Origin of the sequence: Salinivibrio costicola subsp. alcaliphilus, from assembly GCF_001996185.1 — a bacterium.
Taxonomy (GTDB): domain Bacteria; phylum Pseudomonadota; class Gammaproteobacteria; order Enterobacterales; family Vibrionaceae; genus Salinivibrio; species Salinivibrio costicola.
In genome coordinates, this window is sequence record NZ_MUFR01000019.1 from 41735 (window position 1) to 64447 (window position 22713).

At 47.9% G+C, this 22713-nt stretch carries 18 protein-coding genes and 1 pseudogene; 16 read left to right on the forward strand and 3 right to left on the reverse strand.

What is annotated here, in order from left to right:
* The first annotated feature begins 168 nt into the window (after positions 1-168).
* From pepB to der, 10 genes are all read left to right on the forward strand, one after another.
* The gene (gene pepB, locus BZJ21_RS08295) at positions 169-1470 is read left to right on the forward strand and encodes an aminopeptidase PepB (protein WP_077669532.1); all 1302 of its coding nucleotides are present in this window, start codon (positions 169-171) and stop codon (positions 1468-1470) included.
* 150 nt (positions 1471-1620) lie between these two features.
* Positions 1621-2049, forward strand: a complete 429-nt coding sequence (gene ndk, locus BZJ21_RS08300) for a nucleoside-diphosphate kinase (protein ID WP_021022926.1) — start codon at positions 1621-1623, stop codon at positions 2047-2049.
* A 246-nt stretch (positions 2050-2295) separates the two neighbouring features.
* Complete coding sequence (locus BZJ21_RS08305; RefSeq protein ID WP_021022927.1) at positions 2296-3417, forward strand: bifunctional tRNA (adenosine(37)-C2)-methyltransferase TrmG/ribosomal RNA large subunit methyltransferase RlmN; 1122 nt, start codon at positions 2296-2298, stop codon at positions 3415-3417.
* A 27-nt stretch (positions 3418-3444) separates the two neighbouring features.
* Positions 3445-4200, forward strand: a complete 756-nt coding sequence (pilW, locus tag BZJ21_RS08310; protein ID WP_021022928.1) for a type IV pilus biogenesis/stability protein PilW — start codon at positions 3445-3447, stop codon at positions 4198-4200.
* Positions 4190-5182: a cytoskeleton protein RodZ gene (gene rodZ / locus BZJ21_RS08315; protein WP_077669533.1), complete on the forward strand. Its 993-nt coding sequence runs from the start codon at positions 4190-4192 to the stop codon at positions 5180-5182. The genes pilW and rodZ overlap by 11 nt, the downstream gene beginning before the upstream one ends.
* A gap of 15 nt (positions 5183-5197) precedes the next feature.
* Positions 5198-6325: a flavodoxin-dependent (E)-4-hydroxy-3-methylbut-2-enyl-diphosphate synthase gene (gene ispG / locus BZJ21_RS08320; protein WP_021022930.1), complete on the forward strand. Its 1128-nt coding sequence runs from the start codon at positions 5198-5200 to the stop codon at positions 6323-6325.
* Positions 6326-6379: 54 nt separating this feature from the next.
* Positions 6380-7648, forward strand: a complete 1269-nt coding sequence (gene hisS / locus BZJ21_RS08325) for a histidine--tRNA ligase (RefSeq protein WP_028569626.1) — start codon at positions 6380-6382, stop codon at positions 7646-7648.
* A 12-nt stretch (positions 7649-7660) separates the two neighbouring features.
* Entirely contained in the window at positions 7661-8254 is a 594-nt protein-coding gene (locus BZJ21_RS08330; protein WP_077669534.1) for a YfgM family protein, read from the forward strand.
* 9 nt (positions 8255-8263) lie between these two features.
* Complete coding sequence (gene bamB / locus BZJ21_RS08335) at positions 8264-9421, forward strand: outer membrane protein assembly factor BamB (protein WP_021022933.1); 1158 nt, start codon at positions 8264-8266, stop codon at positions 9419-9421.
* Positions 9422-9514: 93 nt separating this feature from the next.
* A complete protein-coding gene (der, locus tag BZJ21_RS08340) occupies positions 9515-11020 on the forward strand; it encodes a ribosome biogenesis GTPase Der (protein WP_021022934.1) in 1506 nt (501 codons plus the stop codon).
* A gap of 427 nt (positions 11021-11447) precedes the next feature.
* On the opposite strand, the gene xseA is transcribed toward der, so the two are convergent.
* Positions 11448-12776, reverse strand: a complete 1329-nt coding sequence (gene xseA / locus BZJ21_RS08345) for an exodeoxyribonuclease VII large subunit (RefSeq protein ID WP_077669539.1) — start codon at positions 12774-12776, stop codon at positions 11448-11450.
* A gap of 269 nt (positions 12777-13045) precedes the next feature.
* Here xseA and guaB point away from each other — a divergent pair, with 269 nt between their 5' ends.
* From guaB to ptuB, 5 genes are all read left to right on the forward strand, one after another.
* Positions 13046-14509 (forward strand): IMP dehydrogenase, encoded by a 1464-nt coding sequence (gene guaB, locus BZJ21_RS08350; RefSeq protein WP_021022936.1) that lies wholly within the window; start codon positions 13046-13048, stop codon positions 14507-14509.
* Positions 14510-14584: 75 nt separating this feature from the next.
* Complete coding sequence (guaA, locus tag BZJ21_RS08355) at positions 14585-16162, forward strand: glutamine-hydrolyzing GMP synthase (protein ID WP_021022937.1); 1578 nt, start codon at positions 14585-14587, stop codon at positions 16160-16162.
* A 709-nt stretch (positions 16163-16871) separates the two neighbouring features.
* A complete protein-coding gene (locus tag BZJ21_RS08365; RefSeq protein WP_077669540.1) occupies positions 16872-17804 on the forward strand; it encodes a retron St85 family RNA-directed DNA polymerase in 933 nt (310 codons plus the stop codon).
* Positions 17797-19437, forward strand: a complete 1641-nt coding sequence (gene ptuA, locus BZJ21_RS08370; RefSeq protein ID WP_077669535.1) for a retron Ec78 anti-phage system effector ATPase PtuA — start codon at positions 17797-17799, stop codon at positions 19435-19437. Before BZJ21_RS08365 ends, ptuA begins: the two co-directional genes overlap by 8 nt.
* Positions 19438-19442: 5 nt before the next feature.
* Positions 19443-20114, forward strand: coding sequence for a retron Ec78 anti-phage system effector HNH endonuclease PtuB (gene ptuB, locus BZJ21_RS08375; RefSeq protein ID WP_077669536.1), 672 nt, complete (start codon positions 19443-19445; stop codon positions 20112-20114).
* A 57-nt stretch (positions 20115-20171) separates the two neighbouring features.
* Here the strand turns inward: ptuB and BZJ21_RS16865 are convergent.
* A pseudogene (locus BZJ21_RS16865) lies at positions 20172-20294 on the reverse strand (IS5/IS1182 family transposase); the annotation flags it as partial.
* Between the two features lie 106 nt (positions 20295-20400).
* On the opposite strand from BZJ21_RS16865, the gene BZJ21_RS08380 reads away from it, so the two are divergent.
* Positions 20401-21399 (forward strand): type IV toxin-antitoxin system AbiEi family antitoxin, encoded by a 999-nt coding sequence (locus tag BZJ21_RS08380; RefSeq protein WP_077669541.1) that lies wholly within the window; start codon positions 20401-20403, stop codon positions 21397-21399.
* A 79-nt stretch (positions 21400-21478) separates the two neighbouring features.
* Here BZJ21_RS08380 and BZJ21_RS08385 read toward each other — a convergent pair whose 3' ends face one another.
* Entirely contained in the window at positions 21479-22339 is an 861-nt protein-coding gene (locus BZJ21_RS08385) for a pirin family protein (RefSeq protein WP_077669537.1), read from the reverse strand.
* Between the last annotated feature and the right edge of the window lie 374 nt (positions 22340-22713).

Consider the following 22713-nt stretch of genomic DNA (forward strand, 5'->3'; position numbering starts at 1 on the left):
TTATTGTCACCGGCTCGGCACAGTATTGACGGCCAAATAGATTTATTACCAAAAGCGGGCCCATCGGTTCGCTTTTTTTATTCCACTGGGTGCCATGTACTCAACGTACGCTGCCCAGTCAAACACGCTGTACAGTAAAAAACAGCGCGACAGTACAAGGAGTACAAAATGTCAGAAACATTAAAAGTAACCCTGTCGCATCAGCCGGCAGCCGCGCAATGGGGCGATAATGCGCTGGTCTCTTTTGACGCCGATAAAGCGCTTATCCATGCACCGAGCGACACCAATCAACGAGATAAGGTGCAACAAGCCGCGCGTAAACTCGAGGGGCAAGGTGTCCCTGCACTGACGCTGACCGGCGGGCATTGGGATCTTGAATTAGTGTGGGCCTTTTACCAAGGGCTTCGCAGTCCTAAAAATAAAGTGGCTTTTGCGCAAGCGGTCTTAAATGACACAGACACCAAGGAGTTCGAACTTCGGCAAACTGTTGGTGACTGGGTGCGCGATATTATCAACCAACCGGCAGAAGAAGTCGGTCCGCATCAGTTGGTGGCCCGCGCAGGGGAATTTGTAAAATCGATGGCACCGGAGCCGGAGCATGTCACTTACAAGATTATTTCAGGCACGGATCTGTTAGAAAAAGGCTGGCACGGCATCTATACCGTTGGACGAGGCTCTGCGCGTAAACCGACCATGTTGCAATTGGACTACAACCCGACCGGCGATCCGGATGCACCGGTTTATGCATGCTTAGTCGGAAAAGGGATCACCTTTGATTCGGGCGGCTATAGCATCAAAGGCTCAGATTTTATGACCACCATGAAAGCCGATATGGGTGGCTCGGCAACCGCGACAGGCGCATTGGCGATGGCAGTGGCGAAGGGCCTAAATAAGCGCGTGAAATTAGTGCTTTGCTGTGCAGAGAACATGATCTCAAGCAGTGCCTACAAGCTAGGTGATATTATCACTTACAAAAACGGCGTGACGGTTGAAGTATTGAATACCGATGCCGAAGGACGCTTGGTGCTCGCGGATGGCTTAATGTATGCCAGTGAGCAAAAGCCTGAACTCTTAATTGATTGCGCCACCCTGACGGGCTCAGCAAAAGCCGCATTGGGTAACGATTATCACGCATTGTTTAGCTTTGATGATAAGCTCGCCCATCGTACCCTTGAGGCGGCACAGCAAGAGGGTGAAGGAATGTGGTCTCTCCCTGTGGCTGAATTCCATCGTAAGTTACTGCCTTCTTCATTTGCTGATATTGCCAACGTATCGACAGGCGCGTACATGCCAGGTGCGAGCACGGCCGCCGCGTTTTTATCGTATTTTGTCGAAGATTACCAAAAAGGCTGGATGCACATCGACTGTTCGGGGACTTATCGTAAAGCCGCCAGTGACAAATGGGCGGTCGGTGCCACCGGGATGGGCGTGAAAACCTTGTCGCGTGTGTTATTGGATGAAGCCAAATAACCTCATCAATTAATCGGTGAGGTGTTAACGAATTTTTTGTGTGAGTTAACGCTTCACCGCATTGGTGATAGGGGCAGACAATAAAGTTTGCTAGGGTAAGCGCGTTGTTGCTCCTAGTGAGCCTGATTTAGACAGTAAAAGGACAAGCGAATGACCATTGAACGCACTTTTTCTATCGTCAAACCTGATGCCGTAGAGCGTAACTTGATTGGTACGCTTTATCAGCGTATCGAAAGTGCTGGCTTACGCATCGTGGCAGCGAAAATGTTACACCTTAGCAAAGAACAGGCTGAGGGGTTTTATGCTGAGCACCAAGGTAAACCTTTCTTTGCGTCCTTAGTCGAGTTTATGACCTCTGGACCGATTATGGTGCAGGTGTTGGAAGGCGAGGGTGCCATTAACCGTTATCGTGAGTTGATGGGCAAAACTAACCCTGAAGAAGCGGCTTGCGGGACATTGCGCGCTGACTACGCGGAAAGTATGCAATATAACTCCGTACATGGCTCGGATAGCCCAGGCTCGGCTGAACGTGAAATTGCGTATTTTTTCACCGCGGATGAGATTCATCCTCGTTGTTAACGCAAAGACGGATATAAAAGGTTTATAAAGAGGCGCGAGCCTCTTTTTTGTTTTGTTCTTCTCCTGCCTCTTACCTGAATAACCACGCTCATAGAGAGTGGAAAGTGTGATCTAAAGCCTGTACAATTTCGCGCCTTAAGCGCGTTCCGAACAGGGATCTTGACTAGATTCAAGGTGTATTCACTCGAGAACGCCAGGCCAATACCCGTGTCTTACCATATAGCTAGTTTTTACGAGGCAACCCCAATGACGACAGAGAAAGTAAATCTGCTTGATTTTGACAGGCAAGGATTGCGTGCCTATTTCGCCGATGAACTCGGTGAAAAAGCCTTCCGCGCTGACCAAGTCATGAAGTGGATGTATCATTTTGGTTGCGATGACTTCGATGAAATGAACAACATCAACAAGAAGTTACGTGAAAAACTCAAGCTTGTCGCCGAGGTTAAAGCCCCTGAGGTGAGTGAAGCGCATTACTCAAAAGATGGCACCATTAAATGGGCGATGCGAGTGGGCGGTCAAGATGTGGAAACCGTGTATATCCCTGAAGATGACCGGGCGACATTGTGTGTTTCCTCTCAGGTTGGTTGTGCGCTCGACTGCAAATTTTGCTCGACCGGTGCGCAGGGTTTTAACCGTAATTTGCGGGTTTCTGAAATTATTGGCCAGGTTTGGCGTGCCGCAAAAGAAATTGGTATCGAAAAAGAAACCGGACGCCGTCCTATTACCAATGTGGTGATGATGGGGATGGGCGAGCCGTTGCTGAACATGAAAAACCTGCTGCCATCACTCAACTTGATGCTCGATGATAATGCCTATGGCTTGTCGAAGCGTCGTGTCACGGTATCGACTTCCGGTGTGGTGTCTGGCTTGGAGCAGATGATTGGTAAAATTGATGTTGCGCTAGCGATTTCACTGCACGCGCCGAATGATGAACTGCGTAGCCAAATTATGCCGATTAACGATCGCTGGGATATCGACGCTTTCTTAGATGTGGTGCATCGTTATATTGAAACCTCGAATGCCAACCGTGGCCGTGTCACGGTTGAATATATTTTGCTCGATCATGTGAATGACTACATGGAGCATGCGCGCCAACTCGCAGAGCTGTTAAAAGATACACCGGCGAAGATTAACCTGATCCCATTTAACCCGTATCCTGGATCGCCATTCAATAAACCAAGTAACTCTCGTATTGATAGGTTTATGAAAACCTTAATGGAATACGATTTTACGGTCACGGTGCGTAAAACGCGCGGCGATGATATTGATGCGGCGTGTGGCCAATTAGCCGGAGACATTGTCGACCGGACAAAACGCGCCGAAAAGCGACTGGGTGCGCAGGAGGTGATCCCTGTTCGACCCGTCTAGCATTATAGGTCTTTATAAGGGAAGAACATGGTAAAAACTGGCTGGGTATGGGTGTTGATTATCACGTTGGCAGGTTGTGCCTCGCCAGTTTCACAGCAAAACGACGCTAAGTTTGATAAGATTCAAGCGGCCGAGGCACGAATTTCGTTGGGGTTAGGTTACTTAAACAGTGATCGCTATCAACAAGCGCAGCAAAACTTGCAGCAAGCACACCAATATGCGCCTAATTACTATCGTACCTCGCTGTCTATGGCGTATTATCAACAACGTGTCGGTGAAACCGACCAAGCGGACCGTTTATATCAAAAAGCGTTATCGCAAGCGTCTAAAAAAGGCGATGTGTATAATAACTACGGTGTGTTTTTGTGCGAACAACAGCGTTTTGCTGAGGCAAAAGAGGCATTTTTGCAAGCCGTCGCACAACCGTATTATCATCGCGTGTCAGACAGTTATGAAAATGCCGCGTTCTGCCAGCTAAAAGCGGGCGAAACTAAGAGCGCGAAGGCCTTGTTGGAAAAAGCGACTGAGCATGACCCGCTGAATGTCCGCGCAGGATTACAACTTGCCAAGTTAGAGATAGAACGAGGGCAAGAGGCAGGTGCCATTACGCGTATCAAACGACTCCATAAACGCGTTGGTGCCCATCCCAGCGGATTATTATTGTTGGTCAAAGCTTATCAGCAACAAGGCAACACGGAGCGAGCTGCCCATGATGCTCAGCGATTGGCGCACCAGTTTCCAGAATCCAAAGAATATCAATTGTACTTAGCGAATGAATACTGAACAGACGGAAGAACACGCGCAAAAAGATACGCAACCTGCGCCCGGGGAAGTATTAAAGCAAGCGCGAGAAAAAATGGGCTGGAGTGTTCGCGATGTGGCTGACCGACTGCGATTGCGCGTCAGTGTCATCGAGGACCTCGAAAGCAATAATCCAGATATGGATCAACTGGCCACGTTTACGCGTGGCTATTTGCGATCCTATGCCAAGTTAATGCAAATCGACGCCGACCAGCTTCTCGGTGACAGCAATATGGAAGCAAGCAGTGCGGCAACGGTTCAGAAAATGCAAAGCTTTTCGCGCAAGACACGACGGCAAAGGAGTGAAAGCCGTTTGATGTGGTTGTCTTGGGTGATCATTGCTATTGCGGTGGGTATTACTGGCGTGTGGTATTGGCAAAATCAACAAGCGATGACATCGTTACCCACGCAGCTGGATAGCGAACAAGCCGATGAGTTAGTAACTACCCCTTCTGACCAAGACAGTGCTGTGATTGCCGCTGAGCCCCAAACGAGCACCGATGAACTCGACACTGAGCCTGCTAAAGCAGTCGATGCGCCGCAGCCGGTAGAACCCGCGGCCAAAGCCAGTGATGAGGGGCAATCGAATCCTGTGTCTACCTCTGATGAGGCAACAGCCGCTAAGACACAAATGGAGGCGCAAACGACTGACGCAGCGAGTCGTCAGGAAACAGCACAAGCGCCAGTGACGGATCCGGCAGCAAAAACAACCGCAAGCGCCAACGAAAACCGCCTGGTCATGACCTTTACTGGCGATTGCTGGATTGATGTGCGTGATGCCAATGGCGAACGCTTGGCGACAGGAATAAAAGCTGAAGGTGAGCAAATTACCTTAACTGGCGAAACGCCGTACCAATTGGTACTTGGGGCGCCAAGTGTGGTGAACATTACCTTTAATGGCGACAATATTGATCTTGATGGCTACCCAACCGGGCAAGTGGCTCGGTTGCGCCTTCCGCAGTAATCAGAGAACGTCAATATGCACAACGAAAATCCGATTAAACGTCGTCCGTCCAAACGTATCAATGTGGGCAATGTGCCGATTGGTGATGGTGCGCCCATTGCAGTGCAATCAATGACCAATACGCGCACCACAGATGTTGAGGCGACCGTGGCGCAAATAAAAGCGCTCGAAAATGTGGGTGCAGATATTGTTCGCGTGTCGGTCCCCACCATGGATGCCGCTGAAGCCTTCAAAACAATTAAAGCGCAAACGTCGATCCCGCTAGTGGCAGATATTCACTTTGACTATCGTATCGCGCTTAAAGTCGCTGAATACGGTGTCGATTGTTTGCGGATCAACCCTGGGAATATCGGTAAAGAAGAGCGCATCCGTGCGGTGGTCGATGCTGCTCGCGATAAAAACATCCCGATTCGAATTGGTGTTAACGGTGGCTCGCTAGAACGTGATCTCCAGGAAAAATACGGTGAGCCAACGCCAGACGCGCTAGTAGAATCCGCGATGCGTCATGTTGATATTCTCGATCGACTCAACTTCGACCAATTTAAAGTCAGTGTGAAAGCATCAGACGTTTTTTTAGCGGTGGAATCCTACCGCAAATTAGCACAACAGATTGAGCAACCTCTTCACCTCGGGATCACCGAAGCAGGTGGTGCGCGCGCAGGGGCGGTAAAATCATCGGTTGGGCTAGGCATGTTACTCGCTGAAGGTATTGGCGATACGTTGCGTGTGTCGTTAGCGGCCGATCCTGTTGAAGAAATTAAAGTTGGGTTTGATATTCTTAAATCCCTCCGAATTCGCTCACGCGGGGTGAATTTTATCGCCTGCCCAAGCTGCTCTCGTCAGGAATTTGACGTCATCGGCACCGTGAATGCGCTTGAACAGCGCGTAGAAGATATTCTGACGCCTATGGATGTTTCAATCATTGGTTGCGTTGTCAATGGCCCAGGCGAAGCCGAAGCGTCACATCTTGGCCTTGCTGGTGGCAACAAGCGCAGTGCTTATTATCTCGACGGCAAACGTCAAAAAGAGCGCTTTACCAATGACAACTTGGTGGATGAGTTAGAAGCAAAAATCCGCGCCAAAGCGGCGATGATGGATGAGCGCAACCGCATCAAGGTGTCTCAAATCGATCAAGAAGGCTAAGCCATCAGGCTGCCTTTTCCCCTTTTATATATGATATCGGTAACGGAAGTTAACGTGGCTAAAACAATTCAAGCAATCCGAGGCATGAATGACTGCCTCCCTTCTCAATCTCCTTTGTGGCAGAAGCTCGAAAATACGATTAAACAGGTCGTCAGTGCCTATGGCTACAGTGAAGTACGTATGCCTATCGTCGAAGCAACACATCTGTTTAGCCGTGCGATTGGTGAAGTGACCGACGTTGTCGAAAAAGAAATGTACACCTTTGATGATCGAAACGGTGACAGCCTAACGCTACGACCTGAAGGCACGGCGGGTTGTGTCCGCGCAGGGATCGAAAACGGCTTACTCTATAACCAGGAACACCGTTTGTGGTATACCGGGCCAATGTTCCGTCATGAACGTCCACAAAAAGGCCGCTATCGTCAATTTCATCAATTTGGGGTGGAAGTGTTTGGCTTGAATGGCCCCGACGTTGATGCCGAATTGATCATGATGACGGCCCGGATGTGGCGTGAGCTGGGGATTGCTGAGCACGTCCGTTTAGAACTTAACTCCATTGGTTCGCCGCAAGCGCGTGCGGATTATCGCCAAGCACTGGTTGCTTTTCTGATGCAGCACGAATCGGTGTTGGATGAGGACAGTAAACGTCGCATGCAGACCAATCCGCTACGTGTATTAGATACCAAAAACGCGGATATCCAGGCGATTCTTGTTGATGCGCCAAAGCTCAGTGATTATCTGGATGACGAGTCAAAACAACATTTTGCTGGATTGTGTGAACTCTTGGACGCGGCAGGTATCGAATACCAAGTGAATCACCGTCTAGTACGTGGACTTGATTATTACAACCGCACGGTCTTTGAGTGGATTACCGATAGCTTAGGCGCGCAGGGCACGGTGTGTGGCGGCGGCCGCTACGATGGTTTGGTTGAACAACTCGGTGGTAAGGCAACACCGGCGGTCGGGTTTGCAATGGGCCTTGAGCGCTTAGTCTTGATGCTCGAAAACCTGAGCCAAGATGATATCCGCCCAGTGGTGGATGTATACATGGTGACGGCAGGCGAGGGCGCCTTAGCCGCTGGGATGAAACTAGCCGAAAACCTGCGTGAGCAAGTGCCGGGGTTACGCGTTATGTCGCACTTTGGTGGTGGCAGTTTTAAAAAGCAATTTAAACGTGCAGACAAAGTCGGCGCATCCGTCGCATTGGTTTTGGGCGAAGACGAAGTCGCTAATCAAACGGTAGCGCTAAAAGATTTAAAAGGCGGCGAGCAACAAACTCTGAAGCAGGATCAGATCGCTGCGACATTAAAAGCATTGATTTAGAGAGGACAGATCGTGGACGTCTACACCACAGAAGAGCAGCAAGTTGAAGCCATTAAAAAGTGGTGGCGAGATAACGGGAAAGCGGTTGTAATCGGCGCTGTTGTCGGTTTAGGTGCCTTGTACGGCTGGCGTTATTTCCAGTCGCAACAGGTCGAAAGTAAGGAACAAGCCTCTCAACAATACGAACAAACTTTGAACAGTATCGAGCGCGGTGATGGCACGGCACTGAGCCAGCTCGAGGGGCATGAAGGTTATCAAGCGCTGGCGGCACTTAACCTGGCAAAGAAACAGGTTGAACAGGGAGAGCTAGACAGTGCACGTAAACAGCTGCAAACGGCCCAGCAAGCGGTAAATGATGATGTGCTCTATGGGTTGGTAACCACGCGTTTAGCGCGTGTGAACGCGGAGCTGGGTCAGTATGACGCGGCACTGAGTGAACTGGATAAAGTGACCGCGTCAAGTTGGACAGCCAAAGTACAAGAAATTCGCGGTGATATTTTGCTTCGCCAAGGGGACAGTGAGGCCGCTCGTGATGCCTATACCGCCTCGCTTGAGGCAGGAGCGAGTCCAACCGTCACGATGAAGCTTGATAACCTCAGTCAATAAGGGCGTGGTATGAAAAAAGGATTATGGCGCATAGCCGCTGTGGCCACGACTTTGGCGATACTGACCGGTTGTGCGGGTGAAGAAGATGTTGTGCAAATGGCACCATTACCCACTGTAACGGATAAAATTGCATCATCACAGATTTGGCAAGCCCAAGTCGGTGATGGTGTCGGGCAATATTATTCGGCCCTTCAACCGACGGTCGCGTACGATAAGGTATTCGCCGCTGACCGCCAGGGAGAAGTGGCTGCGTTTGATCTTGAAAGTGGCGAGCGTATTTGGCAGCAGTCGGTGCAAACTGAGACGCCAGCGTTGTTATCTGGTGGGCTGAGTGCATCCTACGGTAAGGTGTATGTTGGCGGAGAAACCGGCGAACTGTATGCCTTGGATGCTGAAACAGGCGAGCGCCTTTGGCAGCAAAATGTGAACGGTGAAATCCTGGCCAAGCCTTTGGTCGATGCTGGTATGGTGATCGTTAATACCAGCCGCGGTGAGTTGGTTGCGCTTGATGCGGAATCCGGTGAGCCTCAGTGGAGTAACGCCAATGATGTCCCTAATCTAAGTTTGCGCGGCGAGAGTGCCCCCGTAACCGTCTCAGGCGGTGTATTCTGGGGGATGGCGAATGGTCGTCTTGGCGCCGCGATGATCGAAACGGGTCGCTCTATTTGGCAAATTCCGATTTCGACACCCAAAGGGGCGACCGAAATTGATCGTCTTGTTGATGTGGATGCGACCCCTGTGATTGATGGCGACCGTTTGTATGCCGTGGGCTATAATGGGCAGTTAGTGTCGATTGATTTACGCTCGGGAAAAGCAGCATGGAAGCGTGATTTTTCATCGGCCAACGATTTTATTGCGGCGGGTAATAGCCTTTATTTAATTGATGATAAAGACAATATTGTCGCATTAGATGCACGTAATGGTTTAGAGAAATGGCGCAACAGTGAGTTAGCGTATCGCATATTAACTGCGCCAGCGGCAAGCGATGGTTATCTCGTGGTTGGAGATAGCCAAGGGTACTTGCATTGGCTCGATCCAGAAACTGGGGATTTTGTTGCCCAGCAATCGCTTGAAGGCGAGGGTATTGCGGTGGCGCCCGTGCAAACCGATAATGGCTATATCGTGATAACACGCGATGGCCAATTGAGAAAGCTGGCTATCGACTAGTATCAGCCACCCAGTTTTATATTTAGGCTCCTGGCTGTATAGACAGTTGGGAGCCTTGTTTATTGATAAGAGAATGAAAATTAAGAGGTCTACATGATTCCTGTTATAGCCCTAGTAGGGCGCCCGAATGTGGGAAAATCGACGCTCTTTAACCGTCTTACCCGCACGCGCGATGCATTAGTAGCGGATTTTCCGGGACTGACCAGGGATCGAAAATACGGCAAGGCATTGCTGGATGAGCACGAATTTATCGTGATCGACACCGGCGGGATTGATGGTACAGAAGAGGGTGTAGAAACCAAAATGGCCGAACAATCGCTTGCTGCGATTGAAGAAGCCGACGTGGTGTTATTTATGGTGGACGGGCGTGCAGGATTAACACCTGCTGATCGGGATATTGCTCAACATATCCGTGTCCGCGAAAAAACCAGCTTTTTGGTCGTCAACAAAGTAGACGGTATTGACCCAGATACCGCAACCGCAGACTTTTGGCAATTAGGCATGGACAACATGTATCAAATTGCTGCCGCACACGGTCGTGGGGTCAGCGGATTGATTAATCGTGCTCTGACGCCCTTTGCCGAACAAGCGCTACAGCAAGCGCAGGAAGAGACAGGTCTGGTTGACCTGACCGATGAGCAAGATGACATCGATGATCAAGACAACCCGACCGTGAACACAGAAGAGCAGGCAGAAAATGAGTACGCCTACCTTCAATCACTGCCGATTAAAATTGGTATTATAGGTCGCCCCAATGTGGGTAAATCGACCTTGACCAATCGCATGCTCGGTGAAGAACGAGTCGTCGTTTACGATATGCCGGGGACCACACGAGACTCCATTTATATCCCGATGGAGCGCGATGGACGCGAGTACGTGATGATTGATACGGCCGGTATACGTCGTCGTAAACATGTCAGTGAAAAAGTTGAAAAGTTTTCTGTTATTCAAACACTTAAGGCTATCGAAGACGCGAACGTCGTGCTGCTAGTGATTGATGCTCGAGAAAATATATCTGATCAAGACTTGAGCTTGTTAGGGTTTGCCTTGAATGCGGGCCGTTCGATCGTGTTGGCGGTCAACAAGTGGGATGGCTTAGATAGCGAGATTAAAACGCGGGTGAAATCCGAGCTGGATCGTCGCCTTGGTTTTGTCGACTTTGCACGCGTTCACTTTATTTCTGCGTTGCATGGTACCGGTGTCGGTCACTTGTTTGAGTCCATTCAAGAAGCCTATCAGTCGGCGACCAAACGTGTCGGAACCGCGATGCTAACCCGTATTTTGAAAATGGCGCAAGATGATCATCAGCCTCCAATGATACGTGGCCGCCGAGTGAAGCTAAAATATGCACACGCCGGAGGATATAACCCACCCATTGTGGTCGTTCATGGTAACTTGGTGAGTGAGTTGCCAGACTCCTATAAGCGCTATCTGATGAATTATTATCGTCGAACCTTAGACATTATGGGCACACCGATAAAGATTCAGTTCCAGAACAGTGAAAACCCGTATGAGGGTAAAAAAGAAAAGCTGACGTTATCTCAGTCACGTCAACGCAAACGCTTGATGGACATGGTTAAAAACCGTAATAAGAAGTAAACGAAAGCCCAGCCTTGATGCTGGGCTTTTTTGATCCCGCCTACTTTTAACGATCCAAACCTGGATCTTGAATTTATCATTCGTGATCATAATCACATTAAAGCCACGTCGTCTGTGATGTCGTGGATCTTAGCTTATCGCGTGACTGGGCAGGTTTTGAGCGGCGATAATTGCATCACCCCTTCACGTCACTCTCATTTCATTTATGCTGGATCTTTAATTTGCAACGCTATTTTTTAGTGTTTTATATCGATAAAAATCCAAATGCAGAACATGTAACTTATGCTTTCGGGAAGTGTATTGATAAATATTCTTTTCAGGGTAGGAAGCTGATCAAGGGGAATTAACCCCAAGATCGCTCGATCGCTTACTGATCGGTTAGATGTGTATTGTACAGAGTTTAATCAGCCGACTGACTTGGATGACGCTATTGTACCACGCTGGTGATCTCGCCGTTACTGAGCTGGGTGCGCAGGATATCGCCTTCATGCAGTTGATTGATGTTATTAATAATTCGCCCATCACTGTCACGGCTAATCGAATAGCCACGAGAGAGCGTCGCTAATGGACTGACGGCATCCAAGGTCGCCACCAAGGTCAAAAGTCGCTGCTGCGCGTGTGACAATTGCGAGTTCATCGCGTGGACGAGGCGTTGATGGTGCTGTGCCAATTGAGCCTGATGTTGATGAATACGATGCTCAGGCGTCACGCGTTGTAACCGGCTATCCAGGGCATTAAGCTGGTGGTTATATCGTGAAAGCTGTTTCGTCAGTCCTTGGTGAATGCGCCTTTGCAGCTCATCAATATGCTGACTTTGCTGTTGCAGACGACGACGGGGGTGTTGGTGAGACAAACGGTGTTCGTGTTGCGTCAGTGCCCGTTGCTGGCGATAAAGTAGCGTGCCGATCGCGTTTTTAAGCGCTTGCTCGCGCTGCTGATATTGCTGCAAGCGATAACTCAGATCACGGCTAACAAGCTCTGCGGCAGCTGATGGGGTGGGGGCGCGAACATCGGCAACAAAGTCAGCAATGGTCACATCCACTTCATGGCCTACGGCACTGACGATGGGGATCTGACTCGCGGCGATAGTACGGGCGACAATTTCTTCATTAAAGCACCATAAATCCTCGAGTGACCCACCGCCACGACCAACAATCAGTACGTCACACTCATGACGGCTATTGGCGCGCCCGATCGCTTGCGCTATCGATACTGCCGCATCTTGCCCTTGCACCAGGGTCGGATAAATCACCACCGGCAGGCTAGGGTCCCGTCTTTTAAGTACATTCAGAATATCATGCAAGGCAGCGCCGGTTTTGGAGGTGATTATGCCAACGCGCTTTGGTTGGTCGGGCAAAGCTTGCTTAGCGGTTTGTGCGAATAACCCTTCTGCGGCTAACGCTTGTTTACGTTGCTCAAACGCCTGCTGCAGTCGTCCATCGCCTTCGGGCTGCATGCTTTCTAAGATTAGCTGATAGTCGCCTCGAGGCTCGTACATAGACACACGCGCGCGCACCAGGACTTGATCCCCATTTTTGGGTTTAAAGGTCACGCGACGATTGTTACCACGAAACATGGCACACTTCACTTGGCTTTGGTTGTCTTTGAGTGACAAATACCAATGGCCAGACGTTGCCGCGGTAAAATTGGAGAGTTCGCCCGTTAGCCAGACAATGCCAATGTTTTTTTCTAAGCAAAGACGCACCTCCGCATTGAGGCGGGAAACGGACAAAATATGTTGATTACTCGCGGTCACAATCGCTGATCCTTTTGATAAACCTGATCGCATACTACCTGCCGTATACTGGGATGCCAACTGACTCAGCATGACGATAGCCAGGCGATCGAAGCAATCGATTGCGAAAAAATGAACAATGTATCCGTTGATAAATCAACCGACTAAATCTGTCTTGGACAATCAATCGCTATTCTTAGTAAAAATCGATAGCCAAACGTTTGCGCTGCACGTATAATTCTGCGGCAATATTTTGTTCCCCTTCACAACTTTTAGTGTGAGATATTGCAATGCTGAGAATCGCGAAAGAAGCGTTAACCTTTGACGATGTACTCCTCGTCCCTGCCCACTCAAATGTACTCCCTAACCATGCGGATCTGCGGACCCAATTGACCCGTTCAATTAGCCTGAACATCCCTGTGCTCTCTGCAGCAATGGATACAGTGACCGAAGCCCGTTTGGCCATCGCATTGGCACAAGAAGGCGGCCTTGGCTTTATCCATAAAAATATGACCATCGAGCAGCAAGCCGAGCAAGTGCGCTTGGTGAAAATCTATGAAGCGGGCATGGTGTCTAACCCGGTTACGGTGACGCCTGAGATGACCATTGCCGATGTCAAAGCCTTGACCGAACGCAATGGCTTTGCCGGTTATCCAGTGGTGAATAAACAAAAAGAGCTGGTTGGCATTATTACAGGACGCGACGTGCGTTTTGTCTCAGATCTTAGCAAACGTGTTGAAGATGTGATGACCCCTCAGTCTCGTCTCGCCACCGTGCGTGAGGGCGCTGAGCGTGAGCAAGTGCAACAGTTGATGCAGCAGCATCGCGTCGAAAAAATTCTGGTCGTCAACCAAGACCATCACCTCAGCGGCATGATCACCGCCAAAGATTTCCAGAAAGCGGAAAGCAAGCCTAACGCCTGTAAAGACGAACAAGGTCGTTTGCGTGTCGGTGGTGCCGTCGGCGCAGGGGCGGGCAATGAAGAGCGTATAGCGGCCTTGGTGGAAGCGGGAATCGATGTGTTACTTATTGACTCATCACACGGCCACTCTGAGGGGGTCCTACAACGTATTCGTGATGCCAGAGCCTCGTACCCGCACTTACAAATTGTGGGCGGTAACGTTGCCACTGCCGAGGGCGCACGTGCCTTGATTGACGCGGGTGTGGATGCCGTAAAAGTCGGTATTGGCCCAGGCTCTATTTGTACCACGCGTATCGTCACTGGCGTGGGTGTGCCGCAAATTACCGCGATCAGTGATGCCGCTGCCGTCGCGCAAGAGTATGGTATTCCGGTAATTGCCGATGGCGGTATTCGTTTCTCGGGTGACTTGTGTAAAGCCATTGCTGCCGGCGCATCCTGTGTGATGGTGGGCTCAATGCTCGCCGGTACCGAAGAGTCTCCGGGTGAAGTCGAGCTTTACCAAGGCCGCGCGTACAAATCTTACCGCGGTATGGGCTCAGTGGGCGCCATGTCAAAAGGCTCATCTGATCGTTACTTCCAAAGCGATAACGCCGCCGATAAGTTGGTGCCTGAAGGCATAGAAGGGCGCGTTGATTACAAAGGCATGATGAAAGAGATCATCCACCAACAAATGGGCGGGTTGCGTTCAAGCATGGGCTTAACGGGCTCTGCCACCATAGAAGAGATGCGCACTAACGCGCAGTTTGTTCGCGTGACCGGCGCGGGCATGAAAGAATCACACGCGCATGATGTCACCATTACTAAAGAAGCGCCGAACTATCGCCTCGGCTAAAGACATCACTACCGCGATGCATTTGAGAGGGGAGCACAGCTCCCCTTTGTTCCACTTAATTGAGAAAGCCAGATAATGACCCAGAACATTCATGCTCAACGTATTTTGATCCTTGATTTTGGCTCCCAGTACACCCAGTTGATTGCGCGCCGTGTCCGTGAAATTGGTGTGTATTGTGAGCTTTGGAGCTGGGATGTCGATGAGCAAGACATTCGTGACTTTGCTCCCAACGGCATCATCCTATCCGGTGGCCCAGAGAGCGTGGCAGAAGCCAACTCGCCACGTGCACCGCAATATGTCTTTGACGCAGGCGTGCCTGTGTTGGGCGTATGCTATGGCATGCAGACCATGGCTGAGCAGCTTGGTGGTAAGGTTGCGGGCTCTGAGCATCGCGAGTTTGGCTACGCGCAAGTAAAACGCGTTGGCCAGAGCGCACTGTTTGATGGCATTGAAGATGCTATTGCCGATGATGGTCACCCACTTTTAGATGTGTGGATGAGCCACGGCGATAAAGTGGTCGCCATTCCGGAAGATTTTGTCAAAATCGCTGAAACAGATACCTGTCCGTTTGCAGCCATGGCCAACGAAGATAAACGTTTTTATGGTGTTCAGTTTCATCCAGAAGTGACGCACACGCGCCAAGGCAAACGGATGCTTGAGCAGTTTGTGATGCAAATCTGCCAGTGCGAGCGTTTGTGGACACCGGCAACCATTATTGACGATGCGATTGAGCGTATTCGTGAGCAAGTCGGGGATGATGAAGTGATCCTTGGCTTGTCTGGCGGTGTCGATTCTTCTGTAGTGGCTATGCTGGTTCACCGTGCGATTGGCGATAAGCTCACGTGTGTGTTCGTTGATAACGGCCTGCTGCGCCTTAACGAAGGTGAGCAAGTGCTGGAAATGTTCGGCGATCACTTTGGGTTGAACATTATTCATGTCAATGCGGAAGACCGCTTCCTTAATGCCTTGAAAGGTGAAGCCGATCCCGAAGCGAAGCGTAAAATCATTGGCCGGGTGTTTGTCGAAGTGTTCGACGAGCAAGCGAGTAAAATGGACAATGCTAAATGGCTGGCGCAAGGCACCATCTACCCAGACGTGATCGAATCGGCGGCTTCGAAAACCGGTAAAGCGCATGTGATCAAATCACACCACAACGTCGGTGGCTTACCGGAAGAGATGGAAATGGGTCTGGTTGAGCCACTCAAAGAGCTGTTCAAAGACGAAGTGCGTAAAATCGGCCTTGAACTTGGCTTGCCATATCACATGCTGTTCCGCCATCCCTTCCCAGGGCCAGGCTTAGGCGTGCGCGTGCTAGGCGAGATTCAAAAAGAATATTGCGATCTGCTACGTCGCGCTGACGCGATTTTTATCGAAGAGCTACGCAATGCTGACCTCTACGAGAAAGTCTCGCAAGCCTTCGCCGTGTTCTTACCGGTTCGCTCGGTAGGTGTGATGGGCGATGGCCGTAAATACGATTGGATCATTGCCTTGCGTGCCGTCGAAACCATCGACTTTATGACCGCGCACTGGGCACACCTGCCATACGATTTCCTCGGCAAAGTGTCGAACCGCATCATCAACGAAGTCGACGGCATCTCCCGCGTGGTTTACGACGTCTCCGGCAAACCCCCAGCGACGATTGAGTGGGAGTAAGACTCGCGATATAGCGAATTAAGCCTTGCCAACTAACAACAATGCCAGTCAGTTTTTCTGACTGGCATTTTTTATGGTCATGTTAGTCATCTCTTTTGTCGTCATGGTTACACTACACCTAAAACAGCCCGAAGGTGGAAGCCATTGTCGAGAAAATGGCGATATTCCAAAACAGGTTGGCCGGGCGTGCTTACAAGGACATGACGAGATCGGTCGATCAAATCGACAAAATGAGACGCTAGCCGTTTGACCGACGCAAGTAGTTAGAAAGCACACGGGCCGGTGATGGTGCACTTGCCTGTATTTTTACGTACCCTGGTAAAAAGGTGACAATCTACACTCTACTGAAGGGCATACAGTATTATACTCACGTTTTTAACTTGGCTGCCTAGTGGGATAAGCCAAATCACCAGCAATCTTGACAGTGGTTTCTTCGCTTGTAACATTTTGTGAAGAATGGAGCGATACAACAGGAAATTGAATAACCATATACATTTATTATATACTTGAAGGGCTCTTTAGCTTAGGACGAATCCGTCTAGTCGGGTGTTTAGCCAGACTCTAATTTATTGAACGGTTTTATGGTTGCGATAGGTTCGCAACCTGATCTCCTCACTCCGTTCGTCAATCAGGTTGCGAACCTATCGCTTCCTCTAGTAAAGAGTTGAGCCCAAGAGTGCCGCTCTTGGGCTTTTTTATGGGGTTAGATATGACTTTGATAGAGCGATTAGCATTAGAGTTGAAAAAGAGTGAAGATGAAATCACACATTTTCTCCAAAGTGCACCTAAAAGGTATAAAGTCTATACTATTCCAAAGCGTACTTCTGGACATCGTGTTATAGCTCAGCCTTCTAAAGAGTTGAAAGAGTATCAGCGTAAGTTTCTGGAAATACAAAATTTACCTATCCATGAATCAGCGATGGCTTATAGGAAAGGCGTTAGTATTAAGCATAATGCAATTGCTCATAAAAATAACCCTTATCTACTTAAGATGGATCTCGAAAATTTTTTCAACTCCATCTCTGATAAAATTTTTTGGAAGACTTGGGAGTCTATACTGCCTTTACCTTCAAGCCAAGATAAGAAAACTTTAGAAAACTTACTTTTCTGGTGTCCGAGTAAAAAAACTGAAGGAGCATTGGTTCTCAGTATAGGAGCACCAAGCTCTCCACTTGTGTCTAATTTCTTTATGTATCAATTTGATTGTGCAGTTAGTAACTTTTGCTCTGAAAAAGAAATTGTTTATACTCGGTATGCTGATGACTTGACCTTTTCGACCAAACATAAGGATTCTCTTTTTTTTGCACCCAGTATGGTAAAAGAAAATTTGCGTGAACTATTTGGTGGTACGATAAGAATAAATAGAAAGAAAACTAGGTTTTCATCTCGAGCCCATAATAGACATGTTACAGGTATAACCATTGCCAATAATGGCTCTCTCTCTTTAGGAAGAGAGCGAAAAAGATATATCAAACATTTAGTACACCAGGCTCAGTTAAATAAACTAGATATTGAGAGTAGACAACATCTTAGAGGTCTTATTGCTTTCGCTAAGCATGTAGAACCTGTTTTTTTAAAATCATTGAAACGAAAGTATACTTCTGAGTTAATAACTCAAATTATTGAGGAATCAAATGGCTAAGTCACCCCAAAAAAGAAGTAGGTCTGTCAAACATTTAATTCAAAGTTCAGATAAAGGAAACTTTCATTCCTCATATCAGCTTTATCGAAACTACTTTGAAGGGAAAAATGTAGAGAATAAAGATAAAAACTTAGCGTATGAATATTTAGATAAAGTAGAGTCTGCGCTTATTGAGAAAAATTTCTTTCTGTCTTCAATGCACCTGACCGATTTTAGAAGGTTTAAGAGTCTTGATATTTCATTTCATGATAAAGTAACTGTTGTCATAGGTGATAACGGATCTGGAAAAACGAGTATCGCTGAAGCTATAGCGAAGATACTGTCTTGGTTTAATAATAATCTGGAAAAAGCAGATGTTAATGGCAGGCCGATTAAAGAAAGTGATATTCATGTTAACTCTAAAGAGTATAGTGAGATCGCTACGACATTTGAATTTGATAAAATAAATAAATTTGATGTAAGTATTGGTAGCACTGTTTCTGGATATGAAGGTCGTTCTCCAACCGATGCAGTGGAAATAAAGCAAGTAGCTTATATGTACAAAGCTACTTCGAAAAATCCATTAATATATTTGCCGCTTTTAGTATTCTATTCTGTTGAGCGCTCAGATTTTTCACTGTCTTCGACTATTACAGAGACAGCATCTGGAGATAGTGTCACCAATAGGTTTTCAGACCTGAAAACAGCGGTGGACGGAAGTAGAAAACTGGAGGACTTCTCTAAGCTTTATATAGAACTTTTTAATCAAGCTCACGGAGAGGAATCTGATGAGGTTAAAGAGCTTAAACTACAGATAGATATTTTACAATCCACTATTGATGATGTCTATGCAGGACAAGAACCACCTGAAAATGACTTATTTAATACCAAGTTAAATATAAGAAAGCAAGATCTAGATCGCTTAATGAAAACGACCTCTTCAGGGAAATATCAACGACATTTAGAGTTGGTCAATCAAGCAATAGAAGCGATTGTACCAGAAATTAAAAACTTTGATGTAGACCGTAGCTCTGGAAAAGCTAGGCTAATGGTCGAAAACTTTGGAAAAAGAATAAACATTGCCCAGTTATCGCAAGGTCAGAAAATGCTGGTAGCTCTTTCTGGGGATTTGGCAAGACGTCTAGTTAGACTAAATCCTAACGCTGATGCTCCTTTGCGTGGCCATGGGATTGTCGTTATTGATGAGATTGAGTTACACCTCCACCCGAAGTGGCAACAAGCAGTATTAATAAGTCTTCAGAAGACATTTCCTAACTTGCAGTTCATCGTGACTACTCATAGCCCACAGGTGCTTTCTACCGTAGATAAAGAACGTATTCGTATCCTTAGATTTGATGGTAATGACTTTGCTTCTATAGAAAAGCCAAGATTTCAGACACAAGGCGTAAGTAGCTCTGATGTTCTAGAACAGATTATGGAGACGTTTTCTGTACCAGATTTAACTGAAGCTAATTGGCTTTCCGATTATTCAGGTATGATTGAAGAGAATACTTGGAAGTCGGATGAAGGAGTCGAATTATTTTATAAAATAGTTAATCATTTTGGTTATGATCATCCTGAAGTGATAAAAATTAAAGGTGATATTAGAACTAAAGAGTTCAAATTAAAGGCCAGAGAAATAAAAGGAAATTGACTCAGATGAAAAGGTTGTTTCGTGGTGCTCCGCCACTGTGTTTGGCTCAATTTCGCCCTGGTCGAGATAATTGGTCTGTTATTTCAAGCCATGGTTTAACTAACGAGATATGGGAAAAGCTCAATATTATGCAGGGTGGATTTTGTGCATATTGTGAGTGCCAGTTAGGTGAGGACAATACCAAAAGACATGTAGAACATTTTGTCCGAAAGGGTCAAGATCCTGATGTGACATTTGACTGGAATAACTTATTTGGGTCGTGTAACAACCCGAATCGTTGCGGGAATTATAAAGACGAACATCCGGCAGCTAAAAGTATAGATATAGCTAAAGTATGTAAACCTGATCAAATGGACCCAAGTGAGATTATACTGTTTCTTAATTCCGGAGAGGTTAGAGCAAGAAGTGATCTAAACCAGAAAAATAAAGAGCTTGCTGATAACACCATTGCTGTTTTCAATCTTAATGGGGATAGTACACTGGAAAACTCTCGAAAAGCTGCTATTGCTGGAGAAAAAAGGTTGGCAGATGAGTATTGGGAGATGTTAGCTGGTGATGACAGTGGTGAGCTAGCTCAACTGTTGGAACAAGAATTACATAAAGCATTAGAAAGAATAAAAGTCTCCCAACACTCAACTGCATTACAACATTTATGGGAGTATAACGAACAGTTTTAGAGGGTTAGTCGGAGTGTAGGGCATTATAAGTCGCCTAAAAAACTGATCCCAAAGGGATTATCCCCCCCATCGATCAACTCGGTAACTAACAGGCATACCGAGCCTTATGGCTTTATTCATCACTTTCACGTTGGCTAGTGCTTCGCTAACTTGTGCATTGTAATCACGTAGTGTCAGTCGCGCGTTACGCTAACCGGTGCCTATTTAATTCTAGCTCGCCGCTCATCTTGCGGAATTTATCGTTCACGACTATTATTTGTTCATGAATCATGAACGGTATTTATGTGTGAACGAACACGCAACACTACTAATGCTAGCTTTGGATAATCTGCCTTCGCATATTCAAGGGGAGTACTCTTTCGATCCTAAGCCGGATGGTGAGCATTACACCGATGCTGAGGTGACTCTGACAGTGCACGGCCAACGCTATTTGTTTAGCACTGAAATAAAGCGTATCCATCGTAAAGAGAGCCTATCCGCATTGCTAGGTGCTGCTCGCTCAGACACTTTGTTGGTGTGTAACAGACTGACGACTCATCTCGCCGATTTTTGTACCGAGAACGCGATCAATTTTATTGATGAGGCCGGTAATGCTCGCTTGAGCTATGACGGGCTGAATCTATGGATTGAGGGCAAAAATCTCACTGAAAACCACCTCGCAATTCCACAGCCGGCAAAGCCGGGGTTAGGTTTTATGAAGCTGTTGTTTGCTTTGTTGGTTCAGGAAGATGTGTTGCATCTGCCGTTTCGAACCATAGCCGAGATGGCGAATATCTCATTAGGTATGGTGAGTAAGGGGTTTAAATACTTAGAAGCCGAGAAGCTTGTTAGTCTTGGTCGTACTCGTCGCATTTTGGATAAAGAGGCCCTTTATCAGATCTGGATTGAACACTATCGTACCGTGCTTAGGCCAAAGCTCGGAGGGCTAAAATTAGTTGCGCCGGATGATTGGCGAGACATCCCTTTAACATCCAAGGATTGCTGGGGGGGAGAAGTCGCTGCCGATGAACTGACACGCTATTTACAGCCTTATGAGTTACAGCTCTTTACCTTAGAGCCACTGCAAAAAAAGCTTGCGCTGATCAAAGCAAAGCCAGACGCTTCGGGCAGGCTCTGGTTGGTGCCTGCATTCTGGGGAAAGGCGCTGGATATCAATATCAATGCCAAGGCATTGTTGGCTGTTGCTGAGCTACTTGCAAGCAGAGATAGCCGAAACAAGGAGGTTGCCGAACGCATCAATGAGCAATATCTACAGCTTAAAACACTCCCTGAAACCTGGGTTTGAGCCTGTACTGACACTGATCACCCGCACAACCCAGCGTGCCATTTTTGTATTCGCGGATGACAGCGTCTTGGCTTAGTCCCTATAACTGTCCGAACTTGCCTGCTTGCAGATCGTTGAACGCTTGCAAAATCTCTTGCTTGGTATTCATCACAAAAGGGCCATGACCGACGATGGGATCGGTGATGGGCTCGCCACTGAGTAGCAAAATTACGCTATCTTGTGAGGCGTGCAATGCGACCTCGCGGCCTTGGCGGCTAAGCAGTGCCATATCGGCGTCGCCAATTGGGTCGGAGCCGTTGATACTGACATTGCCCTCCAGTACTACCACCGCGGTGGTCCAGTCTTGGGGAAGCGTAAGCTGCGTTTTCCCGTCAGCGTTTAGCCGTATATCCCAAACCTGCATAGGGCTGAAGGTTTTGGCCGGCCCCTGCTGACCCTCAAACTCACCGGCAATGACCCGTAATGTGCCCGCCTTATCGGCCAGGGTAACCTCGGGGATATTGGCTTTTTTAATGCCTTGATAACTTGGGTCGGTCATTTTGTCTTGTTTGGGAAGGTTAACCCACAGTTGCACCATTTGCAGCTCGCCGCCAGTGTGGCTGAACGCACTGGAATGAAACTCCTCATGCATAATGCCGCTACCTGCGGTCATCCACTGCACATCCCCGGGGCCAATCACGCCGCCTTTACCAGTGGAGTCACGATGCTCTACTTCGCCTTGATACACAATGGTCACGGTTTCAAAACCGCGATGGGGGTGTTCACCCACCCCTCGCTTCACGCCATCGGCAGGAAAGTGCATTGGACCGGCATAGTCCAGCAGTAAAAAGGGGCTCATCTCCGCCGCTTGATGGTGATAGGAAAATAGCGAACGGGCTGGGAAACCATTGCCTACCCAGTGTGCTGCAGGGGCTTTAGTAATACGCGAAATGGATTTCATGGTGCTCTCCTACCATTGATGTCCCTCCATTATATCGTCGCTGCTGCAGAGTGCTAAGGATCAACACTCCTATTCCTCGCTAGCGGGGTTTTTGTTTCTAAATGTTTCATTGCTGTCTGTAAGCATCCGTTTTTTGTGCTGCTTTTCTAACTTTAAAGGAATTTAACATTGGGTTAACTGGCTTACTTATGGCTAACTATGCTGATTTTTGCTTTACTGACGATAGTTTGTCATTTTGTTGTCATTAAAGCCTGCTGGATCAGGTAAGCCAAAACACGTAAGCGGGTATTTCTACCCGCCTGGTGATTGAATGGGCGCTTTGTTATAGGGCAATAAATCGCTGACATCACAGCTCTCTTCTCGCTGAGGTAGCT

Bases quoted from the DNA above. Each gene is read 5' to 3' on its own strand.
- pepB (WP_077669532.1), top strand. From the start codon at position 169: ATGTCAGAAACATTAAAAGTAACCCTGTCGCATCAGCCGGCAGCCGCG.
- ndk (WP_021022926.1), top strand. From the start codon at position 1,621: ATGACCATTGAACGCACTTTTTCTATCGTCAAACCTGATGCCGTAGAG.
- BZJ21_RS08305 (WP_021022927.1), top strand. From the start codon at position 2,296: ATGACGACAGAGAAAGTAAATCTGCTTGATTTTGACAGGCAAGGATTG.
- pilW (WP_021022928.1), top strand. From the start codon at position 3,445: ATGGTAAAAACTGGCTGGGTATGGGTGTTGATTATCACGTTGGCAGGT.
- rodZ (WP_077669533.1), top strand. From the start codon at position 4,190: ATGAATACTGAACAGACGGAAGAACACGCGCAAAAAGATACGCAACCT.
- ispG (WP_021022930.1), top strand. From the start codon at position 5,198: ATGCACAACGAAAATCCGATTAAACGTCGTCCGTCCAAACGTATCAAT.
- bamB (WP_021022933.1), top strand. From the start codon at position 8,264: ATGAAAAAAGGATTATGGCGCATAGCCGCTGTGGCCACGACTTTGGCG.
- der (WP_021022934.1), top strand. From the start codon at position 9,515: ATGATTCCTGTTATAGCCCTAGTAGGGCGCCCGAATGTGGGAAAATCG.
- guaB (WP_021022936.1), top strand. From the start codon at position 13,046: ATGCTGAGAATCGCGAAAGAAGCGTTAACCTTTGACGATGTACTCCTC.
- guaA (WP_021022937.1), top strand. From the start codon at position 14,585: ATGACCCAGAACATTCATGCTCAACGTATTTTGATCCTTGATTTTGGC.
- BZJ21_RS08365 (WP_077669540.1), top strand. From the start codon at position 16,872: ATGACTTTGATAGAGCGATTAGCATTAGAGTTGAAAAAGAGTGAAGAT.
- ptuA (WP_077669535.1), top strand. From the start codon at position 17,797: ATGGCTAAGTCACCCCAAAAAAGAAGTAGGTCTGTCAAACATTTAATT.
- ptuB (WP_077669536.1), top strand. From the start codon at position 19,443: ATGAAAAGGTTGTTTCGTGGTGCTCCGCCACTGTGTTTGGCTCAATTT.
- BZJ21_RS08385 (WP_077669537.1), bottom strand. From the start codon at position 22,339: ATGAAATCCATTTCGCGTATTACTAAAGCCCCTGCAGCACACTGGGTA.